Origin of the sequence: Prescottella equi (genome assembly GCF_020171745.1) — a bacterium.
Taxonomy (GTDB): Bacteria; Actinomycetota; Actinomycetes; order Mycobacteriales; family Mycobacteriaceae; genus Prescottella; species Prescottella equi_A.
The window spans coordinates 358,344-385,284 of sequence record NZ_JAIVAH010000004.1 but is presented as its reverse complement, the minus strand read 5'-3'; the positions used below and the strand labels follow the sequence as shown (position 1 = coordinate 385,284).

30 protein-coding genes and 1 pseudogene are annotated in these 26,941 nt (G+C 68.6%); 17 read left to right on the top strand and 14 right to left on the bottom strand.

Annotated elements, in window-relative coordinates:
• Positions 1 to 117 precede the first annotated feature (117 nt).
• Positions 118 to 602 (bottom strand): annotated as a pseudogene (locus tag LCL87_RS03230) (SRPBCC family protein).
• Between the two features lie 3 nt (positions 603 to 605).
• Positions 606 to 947, bottom strand: a complete 342-nt coding sequence (locus LCL87_RS03225; RefSeq protein WP_225016579.1) for an ArsR/SmtB family transcription factor — start codon at positions 945 to 947, stop codon at positions 606 to 608.
• A 303-nt stretch (positions 948 to 1,250) separates the two neighbouring features.
• Between LCL87_RS03225 and LCL87_RS03220 the strand changes: the two genes are divergently transcribed.
• The 3 genes from LCL87_RS03220 to LCL87_RS03210 all read left to right on the top strand — a co-directional run bounded on the left by LCL87_RS03220 (position 1,251) and on the right by LCL87_RS03210 (position 3,874).
• Positions 1,251 to 2,327 carry a 3-deoxy-7-phosphoheptulonate synthase gene (locus tag LCL87_RS03220; RefSeq protein WP_225016577.1) on the top strand — a complete coding sequence of 359 codons (1,077 nt, stop codon included), beginning with the start codon at positions 1,251 to 1,253 and terminating at the stop codon, positions 2,325 to 2,327.
• 362 nt (positions 2,328 to 2,689) lie between these two features.
• A complete protein-coding gene (locus LCL87_RS03215) occupies positions 2,690 to 3,337 on the top strand; it encodes an SdrD B-like domain-containing protein (protein WP_225016575.1) in 648 nt (215 codons plus the stop codon).
• 111 nt (positions 3,338 to 3,448) lie between these two features.
• The gene (locus tag LCL87_RS03210; protein ID WP_225016573.1) at positions 3,449 to 3,874 is read left to right on the top strand and encodes a VOC family protein; all 426 of its coding nucleotides are present in this window, start codon (positions 3,449 to 3,451) and stop codon (positions 3,872 to 3,874) included.
• Between the two features lie 4 nt (positions 3,875 to 3,878).
• Here LCL87_RS03210 and LCL87_RS03205 read toward each other — a convergent pair whose 3' ends face one another.
• A complete protein-coding gene (locus tag LCL87_RS03205; protein ID WP_510850682.1) occupies positions 3,879 to 4,985 on the bottom strand; it encodes an alpha/beta hydrolase in 1,107 nt (368 codons plus the stop codon).
• A 231-nt stretch (positions 4,986 to 5,216) separates the two neighbouring features.
• Between LCL87_RS03205 and LCL87_RS03200 the strand changes: the two genes are divergently transcribed.
• The 4 genes from LCL87_RS03200 to LCL87_RS03185 all read left to right on the top strand — a co-directional run bounded on the left by LCL87_RS03200 (position 5,217) and on the right by LCL87_RS03185 (position 9,203).
• Complete coding sequence (locus LCL87_RS03200; RefSeq protein WP_225016571.1) at positions 5,217 to 5,792, top strand: TetR/AcrR family transcriptional regulator; 576 nt, start codon at positions 5,217 to 5,219, stop codon at positions 5,790 to 5,792.
• Between the two features lie 170 nt (positions 5,793 to 5,962).
• Positions 5,963 to 7,144, top strand: coding sequence for a fused response regulator/phosphatase (locus LCL87_RS03195; protein WP_225016701.1), 1,182 nt, complete (start codon positions 5,963 to 5,965; stop codon positions 7,142 to 7,144).
• Positions 7,141 to 8,763, top strand: a complete 1,623-nt coding sequence (locus LCL87_RS03190) for a sensor histidine kinase (protein WP_225016569.1) — start codon at positions 7,141 to 7,143, stop codon at positions 8,761 to 8,763. The genes LCL87_RS03195 and LCL87_RS03190 overlap by 4 nt, the downstream gene beginning before the upstream one ends.
• Positions 8,760 to 9,203 carry a response regulator gene (locus LCL87_RS03185; RefSeq protein WP_225016567.1) on the top strand — a complete coding sequence of 148 codons (444 nt, stop codon included), beginning with the start codon at positions 8,760 to 8,762 and terminating at the stop codon, positions 9,201 to 9,203. The genes LCL87_RS03190 and LCL87_RS03185 overlap by 4 nt, the downstream gene beginning before the upstream one ends.
• Before the next feature lie 24 nt (positions 9,204 to 9,227).
• Here LCL87_RS03185 and LCL87_RS03180 read toward each other — a convergent pair whose 3' ends face one another.
• Positions 9,228 to 9,656: an ATP-binding protein gene (locus tag LCL87_RS03180; protein WP_225016565.1), complete on the bottom strand. Its 429-nt coding sequence runs from the start codon at positions 9,654 to 9,656 to the stop codon at positions 9,228 to 9,230.
• Positions 9,657 to 9,799: 143 nt separating this feature from the next.
• Here LCL87_RS03180 and LCL87_RS03175 point away from each other — a divergent pair, with 143 nt between their 5' ends.
• The gene (locus tag LCL87_RS03175; protein WP_225016563.1) at positions 9,800 to 11,449 is read left to right on the top strand and encodes a phospholipase D-like domain-containing protein; all 1,650 of its coding nucleotides are present in this window, start codon (positions 9,800 to 9,802) and stop codon (positions 11,447 to 11,449) included.
• A gap of 7 nt (positions 11,450 to 11,456) precedes the next feature.
• Here LCL87_RS03175 and LCL87_RS03170 read toward each other — a convergent pair whose 3' ends face one another.
• Genes LCL87_RS03170 through LCL87_RS03150 form a run of 5 tightly spaced genes read right to left on the bottom strand, consistent with a single transcriptional unit; the run spans position 11,457 to position 13,733 of the window.
• On the bottom strand, positions 11,457 to 12,242 hold the full coding sequence (locus LCL87_RS03170; RefSeq protein WP_225016561.1) for an RNA polymerase sigma factor SigF: 786 nt from the start codon (positions 12,240 to 12,242) through the stop codon (positions 11,457 to 11,459).
• Between the two features lie 3 nt (positions 12,243 to 12,245).
• Positions 12,246 to 12,677 carry an ATP-binding protein gene (locus LCL87_RS03165; protein ID WP_225016559.1) on the bottom strand — a complete coding sequence of 144 codons (432 nt, stop codon included), beginning with the start codon at positions 12,675 to 12,677 and terminating at the stop codon, positions 12,246 to 12,248.
• A 6-nt stretch (positions 12,678 to 12,683) separates the two neighbouring features.
• Positions 12,684 to 13,175, bottom strand: coding sequence for an ATP-binding protein (locus tag LCL87_RS03160; RefSeq protein ID WP_225016557.1), 492 nt, complete (start codon positions 13,173 to 13,175; stop codon positions 12,684 to 12,686).
• 5 nt (positions 13,176 to 13,180) lie between these two features.
• Positions 13,181 to 13,546 (bottom strand): anti-sigma factor antagonist, encoded by a 366-nt coding sequence (locus LCL87_RS03155; RefSeq protein ID WP_225016548.1) that lies wholly within the window; start codon positions 13,544 to 13,546, stop codon positions 13,181 to 13,183.
• A gap of 37 nt (positions 13,547 to 13,583) precedes the next feature.
• The gene (locus tag LCL87_RS03150; RefSeq protein WP_225016546.1) at positions 13,584 to 13,733 is read right to left on the bottom strand and encodes a hypothetical protein; all 150 of its coding nucleotides are present in this window, start codon (positions 13,731 to 13,733) and stop codon (positions 13,584 to 13,586) included.
• Between the two features lie 239 nt (positions 13,734 to 13,972).
• Here LCL87_RS03150 and LCL87_RS03145 point away from each other — a divergent pair, with 239 nt between their 5' ends.
• The 3 genes from LCL87_RS03145 (at position 13,973) to LCL87_RS03135 (ending at position 16,245) form a co-directional block, all read left to right on the top strand.
• On the top strand, positions 13,973 to 14,380 hold the full coding sequence (locus tag LCL87_RS03145) for a hypothetical protein (RefSeq protein WP_225016544.1): 408 nt from the start codon (positions 13,973 to 13,975) through the stop codon (positions 14,378 to 14,380).
• Between the two features lie 14 nt (positions 14,381 to 14,394).
• Entirely contained in the window at positions 14,395 to 15,810 is a 1,416-nt protein-coding gene (locus LCL87_RS03140) for a beta-propeller fold lactonase family protein (RefSeq protein WP_225016542.1), read from the top strand.
• A gap of 153 nt (positions 15,811 to 15,963) precedes the next feature.
• Positions 15,964 to 16,245, top strand: a complete 282-nt coding sequence (locus LCL87_RS03135) for a WhiB family transcriptional regulator (RefSeq protein ID WP_225016540.1) — start codon at positions 15,964 to 15,966, stop codon at positions 16,243 to 16,245.
• Here LCL87_RS03135 and LCL87_RS03130 read toward each other — a convergent pair.
• Both LCL87_RS03130 and LCL87_RS03125 read right to left on the bottom strand, forming a co-directional pair.
• The gene (locus LCL87_RS03130; protein ID WP_225016538.1) at positions 16,242 to 17,258 is read right to left on the bottom strand and encodes an AraC family transcriptional regulator; all 1,017 of its coding nucleotides are present in this window, start codon (positions 17,256 to 17,258) and stop codon (positions 16,242 to 16,244) included. The genes LCL87_RS03135 and LCL87_RS03130 overlap by 4 nt on opposite strands.
• Positions 17,255 to 18,439: a pyridoxal phosphate-dependent aminotransferase gene (locus LCL87_RS03125; protein ID WP_225016536.1), complete on the bottom strand. Its 1,185-nt coding sequence runs from the start codon at positions 18,437 to 18,439 to the stop codon at positions 17,255 to 17,257. The genes LCL87_RS03130 and LCL87_RS03125 overlap by 4 nt, the downstream gene beginning before the upstream one ends.
• A gap of 120 nt (positions 18,440 to 18,559) precedes the next feature.
• Here LCL87_RS03125 and LCL87_RS03120 point away from each other — a divergent pair, with 120 nt between their 5' ends.
• Positions 18,560 to 19,162 carry a carboxymuconolactone decarboxylase family protein gene (locus LCL87_RS03120; protein ID WP_225016535.1) on the top strand — a complete coding sequence of 201 codons (603 nt, stop codon included), beginning with the start codon at positions 18,560 to 18,562 and terminating at the stop codon, positions 19,160 to 19,162.
• On the opposite strand, the gene LCL87_RS03115 is transcribed toward LCL87_RS03120, so the two are convergent.
• Positions 19,089 to 20,060 carry a sigma-70 family RNA polymerase sigma factor gene (locus tag LCL87_RS03115; protein ID WP_225016534.1) on the bottom strand — a complete coding sequence of 324 codons (972 nt, stop codon included), beginning with the start codon at positions 20,058 to 20,060 and terminating at the stop codon, positions 19,089 to 19,091. The two genes, LCL87_RS03120 and LCL87_RS03115, sit on opposite strands and share 74 nt — an antisense overlap.
• Before the next feature lie 279 nt (positions 20,061 to 20,339).
• Here LCL87_RS03115 and LCL87_RS03110 point away from each other — a divergent pair, with 279 nt between their 5' ends.
• Positions 20,340 to 21,590 (top strand): MCE family protein, encoded by a 1,251-nt coding sequence (locus LCL87_RS03110; RefSeq protein WP_225016699.1) that lies wholly within the window; start codon positions 20,340 to 20,342, stop codon positions 21,588 to 21,590.
• A 264-nt stretch (positions 21,591 to 21,854) separates the two neighbouring features.
• Positions 21,855 to 22,031 carry a hypothetical protein gene (locus tag LCL87_RS03105; protein ID WP_225016533.1) on the top strand — a complete coding sequence of 59 codons (177 nt, stop codon included), beginning with the start codon at positions 21,855 to 21,857 and terminating at the stop codon, positions 22,029 to 22,031.
• 59 nt (positions 22,032 to 22,090) lie between these two features.
• Here the strand turns inward: LCL87_RS03105 and LCL87_RS03100 are convergent, their stop codons facing one another.
• Positions 22,091 to 22,759 carry a DUF3239 domain-containing protein gene (locus LCL87_RS03100; RefSeq protein WP_225016532.1) on the bottom strand — a complete coding sequence of 223 codons (669 nt, stop codon included), beginning with the start codon at positions 22,757 to 22,759 and terminating at the stop codon, positions 22,091 to 22,093.
• Positions 22,760 to 22,771: 12 nt separating this feature from the next.
• Positions 22,772 to 24,430, bottom strand: a complete 1,659-nt coding sequence (locus LCL87_RS03095) for a DNA repair helicase XPB (protein ID WP_225016531.1) — start codon at positions 24,428 to 24,430, stop codon at positions 22,772 to 22,774.
• A 112-nt stretch (positions 24,431 to 24,542) separates the two neighbouring features.
• Here LCL87_RS03095 and LCL87_RS03090 point away from each other — a divergent pair, with 112 nt between their 5' ends.
• Genes LCL87_RS03090 through LCL87_RS03080 form a run of 3 tightly spaced genes read left to right on the top strand, consistent with a single transcriptional unit; the run spans position 24,543 to position 26,893 of the window.
• Positions 24,543 to 25,478 (top strand): ABC transporter ATP-binding protein, encoded by a 936-nt coding sequence (locus LCL87_RS03090; RefSeq protein WP_225016530.1) that lies wholly within the window; start codon positions 24,543 to 24,545, stop codon positions 25,476 to 25,478.
• Positions 25,479 to 25,511: 33 nt separating this feature from the next.
• Complete coding sequence (locus LCL87_RS03085; protein ID WP_225016529.1) at positions 25,512 to 26,336, top strand: ABC transporter permease; 825 nt, start codon at positions 25,512 to 25,514, stop codon at positions 26,334 to 26,336.
• On the top strand, positions 26,333 to 26,893 hold the full coding sequence (locus tag LCL87_RS03080; RefSeq protein WP_225016528.1) for a TetR/AcrR family transcriptional regulator: 561 nt from the start codon (positions 26,333 to 26,335) through the stop codon (positions 26,891 to 26,893). Before LCL87_RS03085 ends, LCL87_RS03080 begins: the two co-directional genes overlap by 4 nt.
• Positions 26,894 to 26,941 lie beyond the last annotated feature (48 nt).

Sequence of the window (26,941 nt, the reverse complement as noted above, 5' to 3'; positions counted from 1 at the left end):
GGCACTCCTGACGACGGCGGACGGGCGGGGCGGCGCCCGTCGCGCGGGTGTCGCGCGTCACACATTATGGAATTGATTTCAGTTTTGCCAGAGGCGGCTCCGCCCGGCCGGGTGAGGTCAGGGCGCGAGAAACTCGTCGATCTGGTTGATTGCCGCCGTCGCCCCCTCGATCACGCCCATGTCCAGGACCTTCTGCAGTCCCTCCGCGGACTCGAAGGTGCTGGTGTAGGTGGCCCGTGTACCTCCGTCGTGCTCGGTGAAGGTGTAGACGTTCTTCGACACCGGCAGTTCGGGATTCGGATTGAAGTCCTCATCGGCGAAGCCGTCGGAGAACGAGAAGCTCCGCGGCTCGTCGACGGTCGTGACCTCCCAGTAGCCGGCGTACTTCTCGCCGTCCGGGCCGGTCATGAAGTACGTGACGCGTCCACCCGCGTGAGCTCGTGGTCGACCACCGTCGCGGGGCATTCGGGCGGACCCCACACCTTCTCCAGTTGACGCGGGTCGGCGTAGACCTGCCAGATCCGCTCCACCGGCGCCGCGAACTCGGCGGTGATCGTCAGGGTGCGAGTCTCGAGATCGTGCTTCACATCGGTGACAGGCATTGCTCAGTCCTCCTTGGTCGAGTCGAGTGCGATGAGATCGTCGATCCGTGCGATGCGCCCGCGCCATACCTGCTCCAACTCGGTGAGCATGGATGCCACCGACCGCACCGCGGCCACGTCGCCGCTGGCCAGCTGTTCCCGGCCGCTGCGCCGCTTGGTGAGCAGACCCGCGTTCTCCAGCACGGAGACGTGCTTCTGCACCGCGGCGAAGCTCATGTCGTACTTCTCCGCGAGCGCGGAGACCGAGTGCTCGCCTGCCAGTACGCGGCGCATGATGTCGCGCCGGGTGCGGTCGGCGAGCGCGTGGAACAGGGCGTCTGCCCGGTCCTCGTCGTCTCCACTCACGTCTACAAACGTACAACCAATTGGTTGTACGTCAAGGTTCGGCGCGTCGATCCAGGTGGAGGGCCGGGTGTCCGCGGTGTGATCGTCGTCTCGTTCGCGGGGGCACTGCTGCGCGACCGTGCGGTCCGCGCTACTCTGGTCGGCGTGTCAGCGACCTATTTCTGGTTTAGCAGGCCGGCCCCGGGTGGGTCGGTCAGCGTAACCACGCGCTGACAATCTTCCACCCCAGAGCCGGATGACAGACCGGCTCACTGGGATTCTTCAGTCTTCGAGGGTCGGCCTGAGAACAGGAAACCGAACCCCATGACCGCTATCGCAAACGACCAGCGCCTCGACGAGCAGCGCACGGTCAGCATCAGCCCGCTGGTGGCGCCGTCCGTCGTGCGCGCCGAGCACACCCCCGACGAGGTGGCCGCGGCCACCGTCCGCTCGGGTCGTGCCGACACCGTGAACATCCTCAATGGCGACGACGACCGTCTCGTCGTCGTGGTCGGCCCGTGCTCGGTCCACGATCCCGAGGCTGCCATGGACTACGCGCGTCGTCTCGCCGCCAAGGCCGAGGAACTGCGCGACGACCTGCAGATCGTCATGCGCGTCTACTTCGAGAAGCCGCGCACGACGCTGGGCTGGAAGGGTCTGCTCAACGACCCGCACCTCGACGGCACCTACGACATCAACACCGGTCTGCGGATGGGTCGCAAGCTGCTGCTCGACATCTCGCGCCTCGGCCTCCCGGTCGGTTGCGAGTTCCTCGACCCGATAATCCCGCAGTACATCGCCGACCTGGTCACCTACGGCGCGATCGGCGCCCGCACCGCCGCGAGCCAGGTGCACCGTCAGCTGTGCAGCGCGCTGTCGATGCCGGTGGGCATCAAGAACTCCACCGAGGGCGACGTCCAGGTGGCGGTCGACGGCACCCGCGCCGCCGCCGCGAGCCACGTCTTCCCGGGCACCGACCTCGAGGGCCAGGCCGCGCTGATCCACACGGTCGGTAACCCGGACTGCCACGTGATCCTGCGCGGCGGCACCGACGGGCCGAACTACGACGCCGAGACTGTCTCCGACACCCTTGCGCGCCTTGCGAAGTCGGGTCTGCCGGAGCGGGTCGTCGTCGACGCGAGTCACGGCAACAGCCGCAAGGACCACAACAAGCAGGTCGACGTGGTCACCGACATCGCCGCGCGCATCGAGGGCGGCGAGAAGGGCATCGTCGGCATCATGCTCGAGAGCTTCATCGAGGCGGGACGTCAGGATCTGACGCTGGGCAAGTCCGACGAGCTGACCTACGGCCAGTCGATCACCGACGCCTGCATCGACTGGGAGACCACCGCTGCGACGCTCGATCGTCTCGCCGCTGCGGTCGCCACTCGCCGCGGCTGACCGACGTCGGCCGGCGGGGCGTGTCCTCACCTCGGGGCGGCACGCCCCCGCCGGGGCCGAAAATGTACTGCAGTACATTTTAGTTGAATTACATCCTTTGGTATTACGACATTGCTATTGTTTGGATGACGTAGAATAGATTCTGACAAAGGTTGTAAATGACGCCGAATTGATTCGAATGCGGCGAGTCCCTCTAATGAGTGTGCTTACCATCCCCTCGGTAAATGTCCGCGGAACCTAGGGGGTTCGACGTGAAACGAAGGCTTTCAGCTGCAGTAACGTTGTTCGCAGGACTAATGCTCGCCGTGATCGGTCTTCCTGGAGTGGCAAGTGCAGATCCGTTCCCGGTAATTTCGGGAACGATGACCAACACCTGCGCCGACGACGGGAATCCGGTCGGTGCCTGGGTCGAACTTCACGATGCCGTCACAAATGCGGGCGTGGCCTCGGTGACCACCGGGCCGGGTGGAGTTTTCGAATTCCAGAACATCGAGCCCGGAAACTACTCCGTCAATCTGTATCCGCCGGCGGGTTGCGGCTCCGTGCCCGGCAAACTTCCGGCCGACACGACCAGCGGGAATCCCGTCACAGGGCTCAGCTTCGCCATGGTCAAGGTGTTCAGCATCTTCGGCTTCGTCACCGGGTGTCCTGCGGACGCCGATGCCCCCACCGAGGACGTCACCGTCAATCTCAGGGACAACACGAACGCCGTGATCGCAACGACCACGACCAACCCCAACGGCTGGTACTTCTTCCAGTGGAAGCCCGCGCAGTCCGGATACGTCGTCGAGGTAATGCCGCCGCAAGGCTGCACCGGTGATCCGCTGACCCAGACGGTGGACCTGAGCACCGGTGATGCGAACGACGTGAACTTCGCACTCACGCCGGAGTCGTCGGGCTCGCTGGGCTCGATCGGTGGGTCGCTCGAGCACGTGTTCGGCTCGGTGAGCGGGTCGATCGAGCACGTATTCGGTTCGCTCGGCTCGTCGTCCGGATCGGTGGGCAGCTGACTCCGTGTCACCGGAAGCTCTCGGGTGCGGCCCCGCGGTGCAGTAACCGCGGGGCCGCACCATTTCTGAATGCGCACGGGACCTGTCGGTGTCCGGCAGTAGCGTCGGCACATGGGATACGAAATTCAGATCACCGTCGACGCGAAGAATCCTCACCTGCAGGCGAAGTGGTGGGCGCAGGCCCTGGGCTGGGAGATGGAGCCCAGCGACGAACAGTTCATCCGGGGTCTCGTCGCAGCGGGGCACGCCCAGGAATCGGACACCCTGGTGTTCGAGGGCGTCCTCGTCTGGCGGGAGGGGGCGGCCATCCGGGACCCCGAGCATCCGCAGAGCCCCAGAGTGCTCTTCCAGTTGGTGCCCGAAGAAAAGGTCGTCAAGAACCGGCTGCACTTCGACGTCCGGGTGGGGGATCGTCGTGAGGAGGTGGCCGCCGACCTCGTCGCCGCGGGCGCCACGATTCTGCATCGTGGGCAGCAGGGGCCCAGCATCTGGATCACGATGACCGACCCCGAGGGCAACGAGTTCTGCGTGGGCTGAGCGGTCACTCCGCCCGTTCGGCGATCTCGAGTCCCGGCTCGGACACGCAGCGGGGCGCGAACGAAAGTCCCACGCGCAGTGCGCCCACGGCCTCGAGTAGCGCATCGACACCGGCCCGTCCGTAACCGGTGAGGTTCACGAATGCATGCACCAGGTCGTCGTGGACGCGCAGCGTCGTCGGGACGCCCGCGGCCCGTAGGCGCTCGGCATACTCGATGCCCTCGTCGCGCAGCACGTCGAATCCGGAGATCGCGACGTAGGCCGGTGGCAGACCGGTGAGATCCTCAGCGAGGATCGGGGATGCCCGCGGGTCGGTGCGATCCTCGGCGGCCGGCACGTAATGGTTGGTGTACCAGTCCATCTGGGCCTCGGTGAGGAAGAAGCCGTCGCTGAACAGCTGATACGAGCGGCGTTTCGCGGTCATGTCGAGCCACGGGAAGAACAACATCTGGAACGCGGGACGCGGGCCGCCGTCCCGGGTGAGCTGCGAGACGACCGCGGCGAGGTTGCCGCCCGCGCTGTCTCCGGCGACGGCCACCCGATCCGGATCGATGCCGAGTGACGCGGCATTCGCGACGGCGTAGTGGAACGCGGCGACCGCGTCGTCCGCCGCGGCGGGGAACGCGTGCTCGGGTGCGAGCCGGTAGTCCACTGCCAGCACCGCCACCTCGGCGTGCCGGGCGAGGAACCGACACAGCGAGTCGTGGCTGTCGAGGCTGCCGAGCACGAAACCGCCGCCGTGGAAGTAGACGAGCAGCGGGGCGGTCGCCGGCAGGCTCTCGGGGCGGAACAGTCGCGCCGGGATCGTGCCGGCCGGCCCCGGAATCGCCAGCGACTCGACCGATGCCATCGGAATCGGGCGTCCGCTCACCAGGCGGGCCTCCATGTCGATCTGCGCCCGCGACTTCGCGATCGGGAGTTGTTCGAAGTCGGAGTCCGGCAGCAGAGCCAGCATGCGCAGCATCAACTGGATCTCGGTGTTCAGTTCCTGCCCGTCGACGCGGACCGGCCTGCCGCCGAGTGCCCGCTGGATCGGGGTCGGCAGCGATCCGGCGATCGTGGCCGCAGTCCGCACCACCGACTCGAGCATCGATTCCAGCGTCGTTCTCATCGGTTCGTCCTCTCGCCGCGGGACCCGAGCGTCGCGCCGCCGGGTCCCCGAAGTTTGTCAACCGACCAGCTTGGAAACAAGGGTGAAATCGGACATCGTGCACCGCGGTACATTCACTGCGTTTAACCCTGGTCACCGGCGCGGCCGCACACTACGCTGCCGACAACACTGGGGTGATGTTCGGGAAAGGTTGCAATGCCTTACGTTTCGGCGGAACAACGACGCAGGGACTTGCTCGATGCAGCCATCCGGGTGAGCTCCGAGGTGGGACTCGCAGCAGCGAGCACGCGGGCGATCTGCGCCGAGGCCGGAGTGCAACAGAGCGTCTTCCACTACTGCTTCAGTTCCAAGGAGGAGTTGCTGCGCGAACTTACCCGCGAGGTGGTCGCGGGGTTCGTCGAGAAGGCGGTGGGCAGCCTGACTCCCGGGGCTGATGTCGAGCAGTCGATCTTCAAGGGGCTCATGACGCTGTGGGACACCGTCCGCGTCCAACCCGAGAAGCAATTGGTCTTCTACGAACTGACGGTCGGGGCGCTGCGCGCGCCCGAACGCAGCGACATCGCCGAGTGGCAGTACCGCGAGTACTACGCCTCCACCGGCCAGTTCCTGACCCGGCTGGCCGAGACGGCCGGAATCGAATGGACCGTGCCGATCCCGGTGCTCAGCCGCATGGTCACCACGGCCATCGACGGCCTCATCCTCGGTTGGCTCGCCGACGGGCGGGCCGACGAGGTGGAGGCGTCACTCGGGTCGTTCTCGAAGATGTTCGCCGGGCTCGCCGTCGCCGTCCCGGTGGCTGCCGCATAGGGAACGACAGCGCGTGCGTGCGCTCACAGCGTGTGAACTGTGGTCCAAGCGTCCGTTAGGGTTGTGGTCGGCAGATCTACTGCCCTTACGTGATGGGAGTCGGTCATGACCCTGTCGGCAGAGTCGCCGGCCCGCCGGGCGTGAACGGCATCGAGTCGGTTCCCACCGGTATGGAAAGTGTGGGCGGGGGCAGACTGTCGATCCTGCTGATCGAGGACGACCCGGGCGACGCCCTCCTCGTGGAGGAGATGGCCCTCGAGTCGATGTCCGAGTTCGAGCTCGTCTGGACCAAGTCGCTCAGCCAGGCACAGGCGCTACTCGAAACCGACAGGCCGGATTGCATTCTGCTGGATCTGCACCTGCCGGACGCCCAGGGCCTCGACGCGCTCGCGACCGTGCAACGCTGCGCGAACGGCGTGCCCGTCGTGGTGATGACGGGGCTCGCCGAGGACCGGACCGGACTCGCTGCTGTGGCGGCAGGCGCTCAGGACTATCTGGTCAAGGGGCGCGTCGACGCCGACCTGCTGACCCGTTCGGTGCTGTACGCAGTAGAGCGCAAGCGGACCGAGAACAACGCGGCGGCGTTGCAGGCCAGCGAGCAGCGCTCTCGCGAGAACGCCCGGCTCGAGCGGGGCCTGCTGCCGATCCCGCTGCTGCGCGGTGACCATGTCGAGGTGGTTGCGCGCTACCGCGCCGGACGTGAACACGGCCTGCTCGGAGGCGACTTCTACGACGTCGTCGAGTCTTGTGACGGCGCGGTGCACATCCTCATCGGTGACATCTGCGGGCACGGCCCGGACGAGGCCGCCCTCGGGGTGAGCCTCAGGATCGCCTGGCGCACGCTGGTGGTCGGCGGCGTACCCACCGAATCCGCGATGCGGACGCTCGAGGAGATCCTGATCGCGGAGCGGCCCCGGCGCCACATCTTCGCGACGATGACCTGCGTCGTGCTCGCCCCCGATCGGTCCACGATGCGCGTGATCCGCGCCGGACACCCCGGAATGATGCTGCGCAGCGGTTCCGAGGTGCAGTGGCTCGAGGTTCCGGGCGGCCCCGCGCTGGGGCTGCGCCGGGAACCGGGAAACTGGACGGTCCAGGAGCTGGCCGTCGACGACCGGACCTCGATCGTGCTCTTCACCGACGGACTGTTCGAGAGCCGCATCGGTACGACCGAACGGTTGGGCGAGGAACGCCTGCTGGAATACGCGCGCACGCGCGGCGATGCGTCCCCGGACGACTTCGTCGACGCGTTGATCGGCCACGCGGAGAGTCTCGCGGCCGACCACGGCGGCCTCACCGACGACATCGCCGTCGTACACGTACGGATGACGAAGGAAGGTGCTCGTCGATGAGCTCGCAATCACGACGGACCCTCGGCAAGGGCCTGACGGTCCAGGCCTGGTTCAACGTGATCCTGGCAGTCCTGGTGGTTCTGATCTGTGCCGGTGGGGTGACTGCGGCCGTGTCGTTGAACCGGACCCAGACTGCCACCGACGACCTGATCGACCGGCTGTCGCCGGCCGACGCTGCGGCGTCCCAGCTCCGGGCCGCATTCCTCAATCAGGAGACCGGCGTTCGCGGTTACGCACTCAGCGGTGACGACGCGGCGCTCGAGCCGTACACCGCAGGCCTGCAGCTGCAGGAGGAGGCCACCGCGGAGCTACGCGGGCTCATCAGCCCGCGGTCCGATTTGATTGCGGACCTCGACGGCATCGAGCAGGGCGCTGCCGACTGGCACGCGGTCTTCGTCGAGCCGATCCTCGCCGTCACACCCGACACCGGGGGCCGCCCCCTGGACCCGGTCGTCTTCGATCGCGGCAAGAACGCCTTCGACGAGTTGCGTGCCGACCTCGGCGCGCTCGATCAGCACCTCGCCCAGGCCGGTGCCGACGCCCGGGAAACCCTCGCGCATGCGCGGACGATGCGTTCGATCGTCTTCTCCTCGTTGTTCTTCGTGCTGCTGGCGGCGTGTGTCGTCATCGCGGTGCTGATCCGCAAGGCGATCATCAACCCTCTGCGGCGGCTGTCGGCATCGTCGCGGCGTGTGGTGCAGGGCAACTTCGGGCAGCAGGTCGACGCGGGCAACGGGCCGGCCGACATCCGGGCTCTCGCCGAGGACATCGAGGGTATGCGGCGACGGATCGTCGCGGAACTCGAGATCGTGCGGGACCGGCAGTCCCGGCTCGAGGTGCAGACCGCCAAGCTCGACGCCCAGACGGTGGAGCTGCGACGCTCCAACGCCGAACTCGAACAGTTCGCCTATGTGACGTCGCACGATCTGCAGGAGCCCCTGCGCAAGGTCGCCTCCTTCTGTCAGCTTCTCGAGAAGCGGTACGGGGACGTGCTCGACGAGCGCGGTCTTCAGTACATCGACTTCGCGGTCGACGGCGCGAAGCGGATGCAGGTCCTGATCAACGACCTGCTCACGTTCTCCCGGGTCGGCCGGATGAGCGACGGCTTCGGCCCGGTGCCGCTGGACCACGCGGTCGACAAGGCGTTGTCGAATCTGGCGGCCTCTGTCGACGAATCGGGTGTGCGGATCGACCGGCCGGACCGGCTGCCCGACGTCGAGGGCGATTCGACGTTGCTGACGATGCTGTGGCAGAACCTGATCGGCAACGCAATCAAGTTTGCGCGCCCCGACACGGCACCCGAGATCTCGATCAGTGTCGAGCACCGGCCCGACGGCATGTGGCTGGTGAGCGTGCAGGACAACGGGATCGGAATCGGCGAACAGTTCGCCGACAAGATCTTCGTCATCTTCCAGCGCCTGCACGCCCGCGACGAGTACACAGGTACCGGGATCGGGCTCGCGCTGTGCAAGAAGATCGTCGAGTACCACGGCGGACAGATCTGGCTCGACACGACCTACACCGGCGGGGCCCGGTTCGAGTTCACGTTGCCCGTGACAGGTGAAGCAGACAGGGGTGCCGGCGCCGGCGCCGACACCAGAGAGGGAGCCCTCACATGAGCGCTGCAGGCAAGGCAATCGACGTCCTCCTCGTCGAGGACGATCCCGGCGACGAGCTGATGACGCGGGAAGCGTTCGAGTTCAACAAGGTCGGCAACAATCTGCACGTCGTCCGGGACGGCGAGCAGGCGCTGGACTTCCTCTACCGGCGCGGGGAGTACGCGGACGCGATCCGGCCCGACCTGATCCTGCTCGACCTCAACCTGCCCAAGTACGACGGGCGCCAGGTCCTCGAGACGATCAAGTCCGATCAGGACCTGGCCGACATCCCCGTGGTGATCCTGACGACGTCGGGCGCCGAGGAGGACATCGTGCGCAGTTACAAGCTGCACGCCAACGCGTACGTCACCAAGCCCGTGGATCTGGATCAGTTCATCGCTGCCGTTCGGCAGATCGACGACTTCTGGGTGCAGGTGGTCCGTCTCCCCGGACGGCGCTGAGCCCGCTGTTCGGTTCCGTGGCGGTCATGCCGCGGTAAGAGTCGTCCACTGCAACCGGACCCGCGTCCCGTTGCGGCTGCCGACTACTTCGGTGCGGTCGCTGCACGCGTTCATCAACTGCAGACCTCGTCCCCGCTTGGCGTGCGGATCCGTGCCGGCGCTCTTCCACGTCCCGTGGTCGGTGACCGTGACGGTGAGGACTCCGTCGCGTCCGTGGGTCGCGTGCAGGTCGAATGTTCCTGCGCCGCCGGGCGGGTAGGCGTGTTCGACGCTGTTCGCCATCGCCTCGTAGCCGGCCAGCACCGCGTCCTGCGCCTGGATCGCGGATAGGCCGAGACCGCGCATGTACGACGACAGGCTGGCGCGGGCCGGTGCCAGCTCGGCAGGGACGGCGCGGATGCCCGTCAGCGACAGGCCGCCGTCGGTCGGGCGCTGTCTCGGCGGCCGTGACATGGCTTCTCTCCCCAGCTCGATACGGTGACGCGATCCCCAGTCACATACCCCGCACGCCCGATGGATATACCTACTGGGATCATCGCGGTGTGTTCCCGAAGCGGATTCGAACGTTGGTCGCAACCGTGGTGTGTCGGTGTCGTGTGTTCGCCGGGCGGGCGTCGTCGCTGTTCGGACGATCCAGTCTCGCGCTGACGGGGCGCCGGGAGCAGTTCGATCCGGCACATCCCTGGTTCCTCAGCAGCGACGAACGAGGCAACAGCGACACCCGGATCCGGGATTGGACCGACGGCAACGACATCACGCCGCTGATCCACGGCAAGGTCTACTTCGCGGCGTTGGCCGAGGCGTTGGCCCGCGCCGGAGCGAACGACCTCGTGCTGTTCACGGATTGGCGCGGTGATGCCGATCAACAGCTCGTCGACGGCGTGACGGTGGCCGACGCGTTCGCCGGCGCGGCCCGTCGGGGAGCGACAGTCAAGGGCATGATGTGGCGCTCGCACATCGAGACGCTGGGCTTCCCCGGACGCCGCAACCGCAGACTCGCGGAGGCTCTCGAGGCCGCGGGCGGCGAGGTGATCCTCGATCAGCGGGTACCCGCACTCGGCAGCCATCATCAGAAGTTCGTCGTGGTGCGTTACGCCGACCCGTCCATCGCAGACGTCGCATTCGTCGGCGGTATCGATCTCGCACGCGCCCGGCGCGACGACGCCGACCACTTCGGTGATCCGCGCAGCCGGCCGTTCCCGCCCGAATACGGTGAGACCCCGGCCTGGCACGACGCGCAGTTGCAGATTCGCGGCCCCGCCGTCCGCGACGTCGAGGACGTGTTCCGGGAGCGGTGGGAAGACCCGTCGGCCCTGTCCCGGCTGCCGTGGCACGCCTTGCCGGACATTCTGCGGGGCCTGACTCGATCTCCGTCCGAACTGCCCTCTCCCACACCACCACCCGCGGCCTGCGGTACGTGTTCGGTGCAATTGCTGCGAACCTACCCGCGGCGCCGGCCTGCGTACCCCTTTGCGCGGGAAGGGGAACGGAGTGCTGCCAAGGCCTACGCAAAGGTCCTGCATCGAGCGAGAACCCTGGTGTACGTCGAGGATCAGTACCTGTGGTCGGTGGACGTCGCGCGTGTGTTCGCGGAAGCGCTACGCCGCGAACCCCGGCTGCGACTGGTCGCGGTCGTGCCGAAGTACCTCGACGACGACAGTCCGATCACCATCCCGTCCGCGCTGCTCGGTCATTCGTCGGCGCTGGAGACGATCCGCGACGCCGGTGGCGATCGGGTGCTGGTGCTCGACCTCGAGAATGATCGCGGCATTCCCGTGTACGTGCACTCGAAGGTGTGTGTCGTCGACGACACGTGGGCGGCTGTCGGCAGCGACAACTTCAATCGGCGTTCCTGGACCCATGATTCGGAGTTGACCGCCGCGGTGGTGGACACCGAACGCGATGTTCGTGCGCCGGTCGACCCTGCCGGGTTGGGCGACGGGGCTCGCCGCTTCGCGCGCGACCTACGACTCGAACTGGCCCGGGAACACCTCGGGAGGCGTGACGGTGACGACGCCGACCTGATCGACCCGGAGCGCTTCTTCGATGCGGTCAGAAGCAGTGTCGACGAGTTGGACCGGTGGCACGAGGCTCCCTCGGCCGGTACCAGGCCGGCGGGTCGGTTGCGGCGACACCACATCGACGTGCCGCCGCTGTGGCAGCAGCGCGCCGCCGCCCTCGTCTATCGACTCGTCGTCGACCCCGATGGCAGGCCCTTCCGCATGCGGTTGCGACGCGCCTACTGAGCCCGTCTCACTCGCCCAGGTTCGTGCGGATCCGGGTGAGGATCTTCGACAGCAGTCGGGAGATCTGGACCTGCGAGACGCCGATCTCACGCGCGATCTCGGTCTGGGTCTTCTCCTCGAAGAAGCGCATCACGACGATGCGCTTCTCGCGCGGCTCGAGCTGGTCGATGACGGGCTTCAACGCGAGCTGGAGTTCGGTCTGCTCGAGTTCCGCGTCGTCGGTCGCGAGGGTGTCTGCGAGGGTCGCGCTCTCACCGTCCCGGCCGACGGGGCTGTCGAGCGAATGCGTCTGGTACGCACCGGCGGCGGCGATCGCCTCGATGACCGAGTCCGGGTCGGTGCCGAGTTCGACGGCCAGTTCGGTTGCGGTGGGGGAGCGTCCGAGGCGCTGTGACAGTGTCTCGGTGGCCTTGCCGACGTCGAGCGTCAGATCCTTGACTCGGCGCGGAACCCGCGCCGCCCACACATGATCGCGGAAGTAGCGTCGGACCTCGCCCATGATGGTCGGGATCGCGTAGGCGGCGAAGTTCCCCTGCGCGGGGTCGAAACGGTCGACGGCGTTGATGAGCCCGACACAGGCGACCTGGTAGAGGTCGTCCATCTCCTCGCCGCGGCTGGCGAATCGTCGAGCGATGTTGCGCGCCAGAGGAAGTGATTGTGCGACGATCCGGTCGCGGAGCGCGTTGCCCCGGTCGTCACCGGGGTCGCACTCCGCCAGCTCGGCGAAGAGCTCGGCCACCCCGTCGAGGTCGCCCGAGGACTGCGACGACGGGGTGTCGGCCTGAGCAACCACCCGTCACACCAGCTTTCGGGTGCAGATCGTGACGGTCGATTCGGTGGTGTGGCCGGAGGCGTCGGGCTGCTGGTCGATCGCGATCGAATCGGCCAGTGCACTGAGGATGCGCCACTCGAGGCTGCCGCGTTCGGGGTACCACTCGGCGACCGTGAACGCGGTCAGCACGATGCGGAACGTGTCGTCCACCGTGGTGTACCGACAGGTCACCTCGGTGTCCGGGGCGGCGGAAGAGATCAGCAGGGTGCAGATCTGGTCGACGGCCAACTTGAGATCGGCCGACTGGTCGAGCGTGCAGTTGTTGCGCATCGCCACGACCTCGGTCAGCATCCGCAGGATGGGGAGCTGGTCGTGCCGTGCAGCCACGGACACCGTGACGGCGGGAGCGGTGTCGCTCTGTCGTTGGGAGACTTCGGGAGTGGGGTCGGTCTGCATCGTGTTCTAGCCACCCTGTTCGTCGTACGGCGCGGCGCTGCTCGGAGCGCCGAGCCACTGGAGGTGTACCCGCGTCCCGGTGTCACCGGAGACGACCTCGGATCGGTCGGCGCACGCGCGGACCAATTGCAGACCGCGGCCCCGACGCGACGCGGGATCCGGTCCGCCGGTCTTCCATTCGCCACGATCGGTGATCGTCACCGTGAGGGTTCCGGTGCGGTCGCACGTCGCCGACAGGTCGAAGGTGCCGTCGGTTCCGCTGGGGTATGCGTGCTCGACGGTATTCGCCATCGCCTCGTAGCAGGCCAACAGCACGTCGTAAGCCCGGTCGTCGGGAAACCTGTTCTGCCGCAGGAATTCTGCGAGCGCGTTGCGAGCGGGGGCGAGCACTGCCGGTTCGGCGCGGAGTTCGATCAGCGACAACCTGTCGTCGCCCCGCGTCGCGTCGGCGACCGGTTCCTGTGCCGGGGAGGCCGGCATCACCGTTCTGTCGGCCACGAGGATCACACCGTCGACAGGGCCGCTTCGACGGACGGATGCACCTCGAGCACCTCGGTCAGTCCGGTCAGCTCGAGTGGTCGGATCGTGGTGGGGCCGTGGGCTACCACGATGAACCTGTTGCCGTCGGGGACGTCGTCGCTGCACCGGACCAGCACGGCCAGGCCGGCCGACGCGAGGAACGTCACGCCGGACAGGTCCGCGATCAGTACCGAGCCGTCCAGACGCGACACGGCGTCGTCGAGCGCGTCCTCGAACATCTGCGCGGTGAGGACATCGATCTCGCCGCGGGCACGCAGGACGACGACGCCCTCGATCAGTTCGACGTCGAGCGACAGGGCGGGTTCGGCGGCAGATCCGGACATCTCCATGGGTGTGAATATACGGTCGGTGCTCACTCGGCGGGCCCTACGCCCGTGCCGCCGACAGCACCGACAACGGGGTCGGGGAGGTGCGGACTGTGCGATCACTGCGCGCGCCGAAGTACGGCACGCCGCACCACGAGTAGACGCTCTTGACGCAGGTGACGCGAACGGCGGTCCTCGAGAACAACGACATGAGTGGAACTCCCGGTGAGAGATTTCGATGCGATCTCCAGGTCTGTACCCACACTCCCGACGGCCTATACCTCCGAATTCGAAATACCTGGTCGATCGGTGTCCGTCCGGCCGATTCGGAAGATTTCGGTGACGTGTGTGACATCGGAGGTATAGCCGCCGTCGTCCTGGGGTAAGAGCGGAGAAGTGCGTTGTCGGCAGCTGCCGTCGGCGGAGAAGTTGTCGGGAAAGGACCTCAGCATGGGATGGCTGGACACGCCGGATCAGCGCTACACCGATGCCGTCACGGTGCTGGCTGCGGCGACCCACCGTCCCGTCCGTGTCGTCCTGCACCAGGGCCGCCACGTGGTCCGGGTGGACTTCGAGTTCGGGCGGTACCTTCTCGCGAGGAACGACGACACCGGCGTCACCACCGATCCCGACGCCAGCGGACGGTGGACCGTGACCGTCCACGACGAGCTGGACCCGTCGGCGGGCGTGCTCGCCGAGGCCACGGACGAGTGGTTGGTCGACGCGCTCGACCTCGTGTTCGACGCAGTTCGGGCGACGCCCCGACCGCATCGCACATGCTCCGCGGTGGTCCTGCCCTCTGCCGGCGCCGCTCGAGGGGCGCAAATCTTCGCGGTGCCGGATCGCTGCACGATGTAGCCACTTTTGGACGAATGTCCGTTATGTTCTGGTGCGGTGGCTGCTTCCCCGTGGCTGCTGCGCGCCCCGGGGAGGGTGCGGACTGCACCCCGGAAGGCGCACTTCTCATGATCATCCTCGACCGATCGCACCCGCCGACGCGCCGCGCTCGACTGTTCGCGAGTGTCGGCGCGGCCGCGGTCGCGGTCACGACCCTCTTCACTGCGGCCGGCCCGGCATCGGCGGACACCGTCACCGCGACCGTCCCGGTCGGCTCGGAACCGATCGCGGTGGCGATCACCCCGGACGGCGCCCACGCCTACGTCGCCAACCAGATGAGCGACTCGGTGTCGGTGATCGAGACCGCCACGAACACCGTCGTCGGCGACCCCATCACGGTCGGCAAGAATCCGTCCGGGGTGGCGATCACGCCGGACGGGTCCCGTGTCTACGTCACCAACTGGGGCGGCGGCACGGTGTCGGTGATCGAGACCGCGACCGATACCGTCGTCGGCGACCCGATCACGGTCGGCAAGAATCCGTCCGGGGTGGCGATCGCCCCGGACGGCTCCCGCGTCTACGTCGCCAACCGGGGCAGCGACTCGGTGTCGGTGATCGAGACCGCGACCGACACTGTCGTCGGCGCACCAGTGAGGGTCGGCGTGAATCCGGTCGGGGTGGCGATCACCCGGGACGGGTCCCGCGTCTATGTCACCAACGTCGGCAGCGACTCGGTGTCGGTGATCGACACCGTCACGAACACGGTCGCCGGGACCGCGGCGGTCGGCTCGGTGCCGATCGGGGTGGCGATCGCCCCGGACGGGTCCCGCGTCTACGTCACCAACCACGGCAGCGGCTCGGTGTCGGTGATCGACACCGCCACGAACACCGTCGTCGGCGCACCCGTGACGGTCGGCTCGGAACCGATCGCGGTGGCGATCACCCCGGACGGCGCCCGCGCCTACGTCACCAACCACGACAGCGACTCGGTGTCGGTGATCGACACCGCCACGAACACGGTCGGCGCACCCGTGACGGTCGGCTCGCAGCCGGAAGAGTTGGCGATCACCCCGGACGGCGCTCACGCCTACATCACCAACTGGGGTAGCGACTCGGTGTCGGTGATCGCGATCGGAACGAACGCGCCGACCCTCACCGGAGCCCCTGCCGCGGGGGCCGTGGGCCAGTCCTACACCTACGCCTTCACCGTCACCGGCAAACCTGCCCCCACGGTGACTGCCGCCGGTGTCCTGCCCGACGGCCTCACCCTTTCGACGGGTGGGGTGCTGTCCGGAACCCCCACCACCGCTGGGCGATTCGAGTTCACCCTCACCGCGTCGAACGGCATCGGCAATGACGCGGTCCTCCCGGTGATCCTCGAGGTCACCCCACCCGCAACCGGTTCCCTCGGATCGCTCGGCAGCCTCGGCTCGCTGACCTGGACCTCCTGACCCGCCAAGGGCACCAGAGCGGCCCGGTGGCCGCCCACCCCTTCGACCGGTGCGATCCCGTTCACGATCGTGCGATGAGTTTTCGACCCGACTCGGGTCTGTACTCATGGCGCGGGATTCGCTCGGCCACGGGGAGACGAGGGGGCCATCGGGATGTCGGGCTGCGTGAGAGTCATCGAGGAACAGACGACGCCGTGCCGCACCGGCGACCCTGAGCTGTGGTTCTCACCCGTCCCCGCCGACCTCGAACGCGCCAAACGGCAGTGCGGCGGGTGCCCGATCCGGTCGCGCTGTCTGGCCGAGGCGCTGGAACGGGCCGAGCCGTGGGGCGTGTGGGGTGGCGAGATCCTGCACCGCGGCGTCGTCGTCGCCCGGAAGCGTCTGAGGGGGCGGCCCCGCTCGACGGCGGGGTCCTGCCGGGCGGTGGTGTCCTAGCGATACGCCCCGGGCGTCGCGCCGGTCCACCGTTTGAACGCGCGCCGGAAGGCGCTCGCCTCGGAGAACCCCAGTCGGGCGGACAGTTCGTCCACCGGTTCGCCCCGGCGGAGTGCGGCGACGGCGGCGTCGCGCAGCACCTCCTCGCGGAGCGCATTGAGCGAGGTGCCCTCCTGTCGCAGCAGTCGGCGCAGGTGCGGCACGCTGATCGAGAGCATCTCGGCGATCTCGTCGGCGGTGCAGGTGCGTCCGCGCGCGCCCATCTCGAGCACCCGGCGCACCTGGGCCGCGGCGGTGCTGTCGTAATCACGTTCGGAGAGAAGAAGATTCGGAGACTCGCGCAGGTACTCGGCGAGGGTGCCCTCGTTCTGGATGATCGGTGCCCGCAGGATCGCGTTGTCGAACTCGAGCGTCGCCACGCTCGCCCCGAAGGTGACCGGGACACCGAAGATGGCGTCGTAGTGCTTGGCGAACCGGGCCTCGGGCTCCGGGTACGGGATGAGCACCGCCTGCAGTCTGACCCGGCGGCCCACCAGCCAGGCGGCGAAGCGGTGCAACAGGATCAGCTCGAAATCGGTGACCAGACGGAACGCCTCGTCGACGAACTCGGGGGAGTAGGCGTCGTCGCGGACGTCGACCCGCACCTCGAGCCGTGTCGACCGCTCGCCTTGGATCAGCGTGAGCGGCGGCACCGGCAGCGCGCGGGTGACGTCGGCCATCCGCTCGAGCGCGCTGCCGAGATCCGGGCGATGGATCAGCGACAGGCAGATCAGCCGGAACGTCCCGCGCGGGACCGGGGACGCACCGATGCCGAACAGTTCGTCGTCGGTGAGCTGCCACGTGGCCTGCGTGAACGCGGTGACCTGCTCGGGGGTGAGCCGGGCGCGGGGATCGTCGAGCGACTCGACGTCGATGCCCGACGCCTCGAGCGTCGACGCCAGGTCCGCGCCGGCGGTCTCGGCCAGTCGCAGCGCCCGCTTGAGGAAGTCGGCGGGGACCGTCGCCAGGCTCACCCGGGCACCCCCAGTCGCCTCAGCCGGGACGCCGCCTCCGCGAGGATCTCGTCACGCTTGCAGAACGCGAAGCGCACCAGATGATTCCACTGCTCCGGGTGGTCGGTGAACACACTCACCGGCACCGCAGCCACCCCGACCTCCCGGGGCAGGCGCCGGCAGAACTCGATGCCGTCCCGCGTGCCGAACGCGGAGATGTCGGCGAGCAGGAAGTACGTGCCGCCGCCGGAGTAGACGTCGAACCCCGCGTCCCGCAGCGCCGTTGCGAGCAGATCCCGCTTGCCCTGCAACTCGTTTCGCATCTGCTGCACCCACGGCTGCTCGTGTTCGAGGGCGTGCGCGACGGCGGGCTGGAACGGGCCGCCCGCCACGAACGACATGAACTGCTTCGCGGCGCGGACGGCGTCGACCAGTTCCGCAGGGCCGCAAGCCCATCCGGTCTTCCATCCGGTGACGTTGAACGTCTTGGCCGCACTCGACACGGTGATCGTGCGCTCGTACATGCCGGGCAGCGCCGCGAGCGGGGTGTGGCTGAGGCCGTCGAACACCAGGTGCTCGTACACCTCGTCGCTGAGCACCAGCAGATCGTGTTCGCACGCCAGTTCGGCGACCGCCAGCAGTTCGGCCTCGGTGAACACCGTGCCGGTGGGGTTGTGCGGCGAGTTGACCACGAGCATCTTGGTGTTCGGGGTGATCGCGGCCCGCAGACCGTCGAGGTCCAGGGCGAACCGGTCACCGTCGCGTACCAGCGGTACCGTGCGCCGGACCGCGCCGGCCAGCGCGACGGCGGCGGCGTACGAGTCGTAGTACGGCTCGATCAGCACCACCTCCTCGCCGGGCTCGACCAGGCCGAGGATCGCCGCGCTGATCGCCTCGGTGGCGCCGACGGTGACCAGGACCTCCGAGTTGGGGTCGTGCGAGATCCCGTAGCGCAGCGCGCGATCGGTCACGATCGCCTGCCGCAGCACCGGCATGCCCGGCCCCGGCGGGTACTGGTTGAGGCCGTCCGCGATCGCCTGCCGCGCGACCTCGAGCATCGCCGCGGGACCGTCGGTGTCGGGAAAGCCCTGGCCCAGGTTGATCGCGTCGTGCTCGGTGGCCAGCGCCGTCATCTCGGCGAAGATCGTGGACGCGAACGGTTGCAGTCGCGAGACGGTGCGGGATCGTGGCGCTGCGGGCATTTGTCCAGCGTAGCGGCGTGGGCGCCGTCGTCCGAACCCGGCCGTGTCACGTTTGCGGGCGCTGTCTCGTCCACAGGGTGAACGGGCGCAAAACGGCGCCCCGACGAGCAGGAGGACCTCATGGCTCGCATTCACGCAGTGACACCGCAGGAGGCCGGTCCGTTGGTGAAGGCCGCCTACTGGTACGCCGGTCGCCGGTTCGGCGAGGTACCGGAACCGTTCGCGGTGCTGGCCAACCACCGCAGGCTGTTCACGGTGTCGGCGCGGCACGAGATGGGCGCGCAGAAGGCGTCGACGGTGCTGCCGCCGAACGTCCGCGACATCGCCGTCTACCGCGTCGCGTGGACCGTCGGATGCTCGTGGTGCGTCGACTTCGGCACCATGCTGCAGCGACTCGAGGGCCTCGACATCGACCGGCTGCAGCACATCGGCGACTACGACACCTCGCCGCTGTACAGCGACGACGAGCGGGCCGCGATCGCCTACGCGGACGCGATGACCGAGACACCCACGACCGCCACGGACGAACAAGTGACCGACCTCGAGCGGCGGTTCGGCCGCGACGGCGTCGTCGAGCTGACCTACCAGATCGCGCTGGAGAACATGCGCTCGCGGATGAACTCGGCGCTCGGCATCCACGACCAGGGCTTCAACTCGGGCGACGCGTGCCGGGTGCCGTGGGCGACGGAGGAGTCGGGGACGCAGGAGGAGCGGAAAGCCTGATCCCGCCGTGCTTCTCGGGGTTGGCGATGTCGTAGGCGGCCCACACCCGGCCGTCGCGGACGGTGAAGCCGGTGACCCGCCCCGGGAAGCCGGGGTGGGTGTCGTCGCCGGGGGAGCCGTGGCTGACGAAGCCGAGCTGGCCGTTGACCAGCGCCGGTTGCGCGGCGGCCAGGAACTCCTCGAGACCGTACTTGTGCGCCAGCCCGAGGAAGAACCGGGCGGTGTGGTCGGCGCCGGTGATGACGTTGACGGCGGTGCGGGTGGTGCCGTTCGCGTCGCCGATGGTGATCGCGTCCGGGTGCAGCGCGTCCAGGACGGCGTCCAGGTCGCCGCGGGCCATCGCGGCCATCAAACGAGTGACCGCCTCGGTGTGCTCGGCGTCCGGCACCGGCGGCGGGGCGTCGGCGACGGCGTGTCGGGCCCGGGACGCGAGCTGACGGGCGGAGGTGACACTCACCGACAGCACGCCGGCGATCTCCCCGAACGGCACCCCGAACCCGTCGTGCAGCACGAACGCCACCCGCTGGTCGGGGGTGAGGGTGTCGAGCACGATCAGCGCGGCCAGGCGGTTGTCCTCCTGCCGGACCACCGACTCCAGCGGGTCGGGCATCGCCGACGGCGTCAGGTCCGTGACGATCGGCTCGGGCAGCCACTGGCCGACGTAGCGCTCGCGGCGGGCCGTCGCCGAGCGCAGGCGGTCGAGGCAGAGGCGTCCGACGACGGTGGTGAGCCACGCCCGCAGGTCGTCGATCCGGTCGGCGTCGGCGCCCGCGAGACGCAGCCACGCCTCCTGCACGGCGTCCTCGGCGTCGCTGACGCTGCCGGTGAGGCGATACGCCGCCGACAGCAGGTGGCCGCGATGGGATTCGAACGAGTCCGCGAGAGTCGGAGCGCTCATGCCGCGATCCTACGACGCCCCCTCCCGCCCGGCCTCCCCTCGCGCTTTGCGCACTTATCGCGACTCCGGGCCCCCGGATCCCCGCGATAAGTGCGCAAAACGCGGGAGGGGAAGGGGCAGCGCCGGCCGGACATTTGTCCACTTTGTAACCCCGATCACATGAATGTGACCCCAGGTAACGGATAGCTGTAGCGTGTTGCCTGCGTAACAGTGGGGCGGTTCGGGTGATCTCGCCGACATTCTCTTCGGGGCGAGCATGGAGGACCGGCGGCGATGAACATGATCTCGAAGCTGGCGAAGGGCCAGATCGCGGCCTTTCTGATCCTGGCCGTCCTGAGCATCGTCTTCGTCGGCGGCAAGTATGCCCGCATCGACAACCTCCTCGGCTTCGGGCAGTACTCGGTGTTCGTCGACCTGCCGACCTCGGGCGGCATCTTCACCAACGCCGAGGTCACCTACCGGGGTGTTCCGGTGGGGCGGGTGGGGGACCTGCAGCTCACCGCCGACGGCGTCCGCGTGGAACTGCGCCTCGACGACGGCGGCCCGCAGGTGCCGGCGTCCGCGGCGGCCATCGTCGCGAACCGGTCGGCGATCGGCGAGCAGTACGTCGACCTGCAGCCCACCGCCGACGACGGGCCGTACCTGGCGGAGGGGTCGGTCATCGACCGGAAGAACACGGCCGTCCCGACCCCGGTCGAGGACCTCGTGGCCTCGGTGGACGCGTTCGCCCGGTCCGTGCCCGCCGACGGGCTGCACACCGTCGCGACCGAACTCGGCAGGGCCTTCGACGGGCAGGGCGACAACCTGCAGACCGTCGTCGACTCGCTCAATGCCTTCACTCGCGAGGCGGCCGCCGCGCTGCCGCAAACCCTGGACCTGATCGGCGACGGTCGCACCGTGCTCGACAGCCAGGCCGACCAGGCGTCGTCGATCCGCTCGTTCAGCACCGACCTCGACGCGCTCGCCGCCCAGCTGCGGTCCAGCGACCCGGACGTCCGCAAGCTGATCGGCACGGGCGCGGCGGCGAGCGACCAGGTGGGTGCGCTGGTCCGGGAGAGCGGCGCCGACCTCACCGAGGTGCTGGCGAACACGCAGCAGGTCACGTCGCTGGCGCCCGGCCGTGAGCCCTACCTGCGCTCGATGCTGCAACTGCTGCCCGCGTTGCCGGTGGCGGCCCGGGCCGTCGCGCCCGGCGACGGCACCATCCACTTCGGGATCATCCTCGAGACCAACAATCCGCCCGCGTGCACGATCGGCTACGAGAGCACGCACGAGATCCTGGCCGAGATGAAGCGACGCGACCCCGACTTCGACGACACCCGCGACGACTTCCCGTTCGCGTCCGACGTCCGGTGCCTCGCGCCGCAGGGCAGCGTCACCGGTGTGCGCAGTGCCGAGCGTGCGGCGCTGGCCGATCCGAGCGTCGCGCAGCCGTGGGACGGCAAGCCGAAGGTGGCCCCGGATGCGTTGAACCTCAACCCGATTGCGACGCAACTCGCGGCGGTGATGGGGCTGCTTCCGGTGCGTTGATCATCGAAGTTGCTGCACTTCAGTTCAATTGACGTTCATCCGAAAAACGTTCAGCGTTCAACAGGTTCGGTGGCCCGGAACGCGTTCAAGCGAACGCGACACAGTGGTCAATGTCGATCGGTCTGCCGACACGGCTGCGAAATCGACCGAAGTGCGAGAGACTGAGCTGACCCCCTGAAGGAGGTCACCTCTATGGAACTCCGAACCAACGGGTCCTTTCCCCGGCCGATGACCGGCGCTGTCCGGCCGAACATGTTGCAAGACTTGGAATTCGACAGATCCAATTCCGTCGGGACGGCGCTGTGGTGGGTCGCCCTGCTGATCATGGTCGCGGCCGTGCCGGCCCTCGCGACAGTGGTGCTGATGGGGTCCGTCACCCTCGCCCTCACGATCGCGCTCGTCGCGGTCGGTGGCGTCGGCCTTGCGGCCCTGATGATCTGACACCCCGGCCCCAGGGGAGTGGGACCGGGGTGAATCCCGTCGTTGTAATTCGCTGTGCGTCAGCGCAGTTCGTCGGGCAGATCCGCCGGATCGAGCAGCACGAACTGACCTTCCGATCCGCGCACCTTCTCCGACTTCGCGATGCTCTTGTTCAGCAGTTTCCACTCGGCGTCGCCGATCGCGGCCGACGCCTTGGTGAGCACCTTGCTGTCGCGGGTGCCCCAGGAGACCGGCATGAAGCTGACCATCTGCCACGTCTCGCCGTCGGAGCGCGAACCCCGGTCACCGAGCACCGACACCGACGGCAGCTTCGCGCCCACCGCGTAGGCCTTGCCGGGCAGCGTGCGCACGGTGCGGGCGGCCAGCGCGTAGTGCGGCCTGGTCGCTCCGGGCTTGGCGATGTCGACCAGCGACAGCAGCGTGTAGCCGCGCGGATGCACCTCGGACACCACCGCCGGCACCAGGTCGCCCTTCGCGTACAGGTCCTCGATGCTGCCCACCTTGCGGGGCGTCCACACGACCATGAACAGCGAGGTCAGCGCGCAGATCGCCAGCACCACGCCGAGGATGTACGACCACGGATGGGCCAGCACGAACATCCAGGCCGCGCCGGCGCCGAGGAGGACCGCCATCAGCGCGGCCGACCACTGCAGCCGCCGCAGGTCGCCGAGGGTCTCGTTGACGGCCTTGGCGTGAAGTTTGTCGACCGGGAACTCGAAGCGTCGCACGGGTGAGGGGTCCTATCCGATGGCCGGGCCGAGCAGGTCGTCGGCGTCCGTGATCCGGTACGCGTAGCCCTGTTCGGCGAGGAAGCGTTGACGGTGGGCGGCGTACTCGGCGTCGAGCGTGTCCCGAGCGACCACCGAGTAGAAGTGTGCCTGACCGCCGTCGTGCTTGGGACGCAGGAGTCGGCCCAGACGCTGCGCCTCCTCCTGCCGGGAGCCGAAGGTGCCGGACACCTGGACCGCCACCGACGCCTCGGGCAGGTCGATCGAGAAGTTCGCGACCTTGCTGACCACGAGGGTCTGGATCTCGCCGTTGCGGAACTGGTCGAAGAGCAGCTCACGTTCCTTGTTTCGCGTGGAACCCTGGATGACGGGGGCGCCCAGTTCCTCGCCGAGTTCCTCGAGCTGGTCCAGGTAGGCGCCGATCACCAGCGTCGGCGCGCCGGGGTGCTTGTCCAGGATCGACTTCACCACGGCGTGCTTGGTCCGGGCCGTCGAGCACAGCTTGTAGCGCTCCTCCGGTTCGGCCGTCGCGTACGCCATCCGCTCGGCGTCGGTGAGCGTCACCCGCACCTCGACGCAGTCGGCGGGCGCGATCCAGCCCTGCGCCTCGATGTCCTTCCACGGCGCGTCGTAGCGCTTGGGGCCGATCAGCGAGAACACGTCGCCCTCGCGGCCGTCCTCGCGGACCAGCGTGGCGGTGAGCCCGAGGCGGCGGCGGGACTGCAGGTCGGCGGTCATCCGGAACACCGGCGCGGGCAGCAGGTGCACCTCGTCGTAGATCACCAGGCCCCAGTCGCGGGAGTCGAACAGCTCGAGGTGCTTGTACTCGCCCTTCGACTTGCGGGTGATCACCTGATAGGTGGCGATGGTGACCGGGCGGATCTCCTTCTTCTCGCCCGAGTACTCGCCGATCTCCTCCTCGGTGAGCGACGTGCGCGCGATCAGCTCGCGCTTCCACTGCCGTCCGGCGACGGTGTTGGTGACCAGGATCAGCGTCGTCGCCTTGGCCTTCGCCATCGCGGCCGCGCCGACCATCGTCTTACCGGCGCCGCAGGGCAGCACGACGACGCCGGACCCGCCGGCCCAGAACGAGTCGGCCGCCATCTCCTGGTAGTCGCGCAGGTGCCAGTGGCCCTCCTCGAACGCGAGGTCGATCGGGTGCGCCTCGCCGTCGACGTAGCCGGCGAGGTCCTCGGCCGGCCAGCCGATCTTGAGCAGCATCTGCTTGAGGTGTCCGCGCTCGCTGGGGTGCACGATCACGGTGTCGTCGTCGACCTTGGCGCCGAGCATGGGGGCGATCTTCTTGTGCCGCATCACCTCGGTGAGCACCGCGCGGTCCAGGCTGACCAGCGTCAACCCGTGCACCGGGCTCTTCACCAGCTGCAGGCGGCCGTAGCGGGCCATCGTGTCGACGATGTCGACCAGCAGCGGCTGCGGCACCGCGAACCGGGAGAACGAGACCAGCGCGTCGACGACCTGCTCGGCGTCGTGCCCGGCCGCGCGCGCGTTCCACAGCGCGAGCGGGGTGATCCGGTAGGTGTGCACGTGCTCGGGGGCGCGCTCCAGTTCCGCGAACGGTGCGATCGCCTGCCGTGCGTCGTTCGCGCGCTCGTGGTCGACCTCGAGCAACAGGGTCTTGTCGGACTGGACGATCAGCGGGCCGTCGGTCACGTGCGCCTCCTAGCAGCGGAACGGTAACCAGACCATTGTCCAGACGTCGGCGTCGTCCCGCCATGTGGCGCCCCCTTACGCGGGCCGCCCTACCGGTAGGTAGGCTGAGGAAATGCGCACGAACACGAATCTCGCGGTCGAGGTGACCGCTCTGACGAAGTCCTACGGCGACCGGCGGGTGCTCGACGATGTCTCGCTGTCGGTGCGCCGGGGGAGCCGGACGCTCGTGCTCGGGCCCAACGGCGCCGGGAAGTCCACCCTGCTCGAGGTCATCTGCACACTGCGGACGCCGACGTCGGGCACCGTCCGGGTAGACGGCCTCGACGCCGCCGTCCACGGCCGGGACGTGCGCCGCCTGATTGGGCTGACCCCGCAGTCGAACGCCCTCGATCCCATGGCCACCCCGGTCGAGGTCCTCGACTTCCAGGCCGCGGCGCTGGGCGCGGGCCGGGCCGCGGCGCGGACCCGCACCCGCGAACTGGTGGAACTGTTCGGCCTCGGCGAGCACCGGAACACCCGCATCGACAAGCTGTCCGGCGGCACCCGCCGCAAGGTCGACCTGGCCGTCGCGCTGGTCGGGGAGCCGCCCGTCGTCATCCTCGACGAACCGACCACGGGCCTCGACCCGCTGAGCCGGATGGAGTTCTGGGACGAGCTGAAGCGACTCAACGACGACGGCCGGACGCTGCTGATCTCGACGCAGGATCTGCACGAGGCCGAGGTGCTCGCCACCGACATCGTGGTGCTGCGGGCCGGTCGGGTCGCGGCCCACGACGCGCCGGACACCCTCAAACGCCGGGTCGGCGACCGCACCCTGACGCTGGGCCTGGCGGACGCGGCGGCCGCAGACCGGCTGGTCGCCGGCACCCGCGCCGGATTCCACGCCGTGCCCGACGCGTCCGGCACCGTCCGGCTGGCGCTGCCCCGCGAGTCGGCGGCGCTCGAGGCGGCCCTGCGTGAGATCGGCGCCGTCGCACGCGACGTCGAGGAGATCCGGCTCACCGAGCCGTCCCTCGACGACGTCTTCGTCGCCCTGGCCACCGCCTGACCCGGCCACCCCGACATGGAAAGGAATCCCGCCGTGACCACACGAACCCTGACCGCCACGCCCCGCCCGACCCCAACCCGCCCGACCTCGTCCCGGACGCCCGCGCTCGCCGTCACCGTCGCCGCGATGCGCCGATCGACCCGCACGGTGTTGCGGTCGCCGGCACTGCTGCTCAGCCCGCTCGCGCAGTCGCTGTTCTTCCTGCTCGTCTACAACGGGCAGCTCGGCAACGTCGGTGCGTCCTACCTGTCCGGCGGCAGTTTCATCGCCTTCATCCTGCCGCTGATCCTGCTGACCGCCGTCGCCACCGGCGCCGGGTCGGCGGGCACCCTCGTGTTCCGGGACGCCACCAGCGGCTATCTCGACCGGCTCCGCATGGCGCACGGCACCACCACGCCGTTCCTCGTCGGGGCGCTCGTCGCGACCCTCCTCGGGATGACACTGCTGCTGGTCGCCACGGTCGGCGGCGCGGTGCTGTTCGGCTACCGGCCGACCACCTGGGCGGGCACCGCCGGCATGCTCGCAGTGCTGCTGGTCCTGGGCGTCGCCGTCGCGCTCGTCAGCATCGCGGTCGCGCTGCGGGCGGCGTCCGAGTCGACGGTGAACGTCGTGACGCTGGTCGTGTTCGGCCTGTCGTTCTTCACCGGCGTCTTCGCGCCCGTCGACAAACTCTCCGGATGGATGGGTGCGGTCGCCACCGTCAATCCGCTCACCTACGTCGTCGACGTCGCGCGTCAACTCGAGAGCGGCAGTGCGCTCGACGCGGCACCGGTCGCCGCCGTCGTCCTCGTTACGCTCGTCGCGGCCGGGCTGACCGCCTGTGCCGTCGCGCTCGACCACGCACGGAGGAACCGATGACCGCTGGGGCAGACACCCGGACGCAGATCATGGACGCGTTCGGCGACCAGCTGTCGGCCACGGGCTATCCGGGCATCTCGCTCGTCGAGGTGGCCCGCACGGTCGGGATCCGGAAACCGTCGATCTACCACCACTTTCCGGGTGGCAAGGAGGACCTGTACGCCGCGGTCGCGGTGCGCTACATCGACACGCTGCACGACGGGATCGGGCAGGCGCTCGTGCACGGCGGCACGCTCGAGGAGCGGCTGGTCGCGTTGGCGACGGCCGCCGCCGAGCACGGTGGGGCGACGATCTCGTTCGAGCAGCGGGTCTACGACGCGCTCGATCACGTCGGTGCCGAGACGAAGGATCGCATCTCGCGGCTGTACGTGGCCGAGATCCTCGACCCTGTCGCGGCGCTGTTCGCGGCCGCGGTCGCCGAGGGAGACATCGCGGGCGATCCGCAGTTCCTGATGAACGCGTTCCTCCACCTGGTGCGTGCCGGCGATCTGGCGTCCGCGCCGGACGACATGCGCCGGATCGTCGCGCTGTTCCTCGACGGCGCCCGCCCGCGATGATCGTGAAGGATTTCCGTCGGTAGCCGACGGAAATCCTTCACGATCGGG

Coding starts and splice junctions, on each gene's coding strand:
- LCL87_RS03220 (WP_225016577.1), top strand. CDS start 1,251: ATGACCGCTATCGCAAACGACCAGCGCCTCGACGAGCAGCGCACGGTC.
- LCL87_RS03210 (WP_225016573.1), top strand. CDS start 3,449: ATGGGATACGAAATTCAGATCACCGTCGACGCGAAGAATCCTCACCTG.
- LCL87_RS03080 (WP_225016528.1), top strand. CDS start 26,333: ATGACCGCTGGGGCAGACACCCGGACGCAGATCATGGACGCGTTCGGC.
- LCL87_RS03155 (WP_225016548.1), bottom strand. CDS start 13,546: ATGGAGATGTCCGGATCTGCCGCCGAACCCGCCCTGTCGCTCGACGTC.
- LCL87_RS03195 (WP_225016701.1), top strand. CDS start 5,963: ATGGAAAGTGTGGGCGGGGGCAGACTGTCGATCCTGCTGATCGAGGAC.
- LCL87_RS03140 (WP_225016542.1), top strand. CDS start 14,395: ATGTCCGTTATGTTCTGGTGCGGTGGCTGCTTCCCCGTGGCTGCTGCG.
- LCL87_RS03090 (WP_225016530.1), top strand. CDS start 24,543: ATGCGCACGAACACGAATCTCGCGGTCGAGGTGACCGCTCTGACGAAG.
- LCL87_RS03190 (WP_225016569.1), top strand. CDS start 7,141: ATGAGCTCGCAATCACGACGGACCCTCGGCAAGGGCCTGACGGTCCAG.
- LCL87_RS03150 (WP_225016546.1), bottom strand. CDS start 13,733: ATGTCGTTGTTCTCGAGGACCGCCGTTCGCGTCACCTGCGTCAAGAGC.
- LCL87_RS03165 (WP_225016559.1), bottom strand. CDS start 12,677: ATGCAGACCGACCCCACTCCCGAAGTCTCCCAACGACAGAGCGACACC.
- LCL87_RS03125 (WP_225016536.1), bottom strand. CDS start 18,439: ATGCCCGCAGCGCCACGATCCCGCACCGTCTCGCGACTGCAACCGTTC.
- LCL87_RS03205 (WP_510850682.1), bottom strand. CDS start 4,985: ATGAGAACGACGCTGGAATCGATGCTCGAGTCGGTGGTGCGGACTGCG.
- LCL87_RS03120 (WP_225016535.1), top strand. CDS start 18,560: ATGGCTCGCATTCACGCAGTGACACCGCAGGAGGCCGGTCCGTTGGTG.
- LCL87_RS03180 (WP_225016565.1), bottom strand. CDS start 9,656: ATGTCACGGCCGCCGAGACAGCGCCCGACCGACGGCGGCCTGTCGCTG.
- LCL87_RS03215 (WP_225016575.1), top strand. CDS start 2,690: ATGACCAACACCTGCGCCGACGACGGGAATCCGGTCGGTGCCTGGGTC.
- LCL87_RS03145 (WP_225016544.1), top strand. CDS start 13,973: ATGGGATGGCTGGACACGCCGGATCAGCGCTACACCGATGCCGTCACG.
- LCL87_RS03135 (WP_225016540.1), top strand. CDS start 15,964: ATGTCGGGCTGCGTGAGAGTCATCGAGGAACAGACGACGCCGTGCCGC.
- LCL87_RS03115 (WP_225016534.1), bottom strand. CDS start 20,060: ATGAGCGCTCCGACTCTCGCGGACTCGTTCGAATCCCATCGCGGCCAC.
- LCL87_RS03110 (WP_225016699.1), top strand. CDS start 20,340: ATGATCTCGAAGCTGGCGAAGGGCCAGATCGCGGCCTTTCTGATCCTG.
- LCL87_RS03185 (WP_225016567.1), top strand. CDS start 8,760: ATGAGCGCTGCAGGCAAGGCAATCGACGTCCTCCTCGTCGAGGACGAT.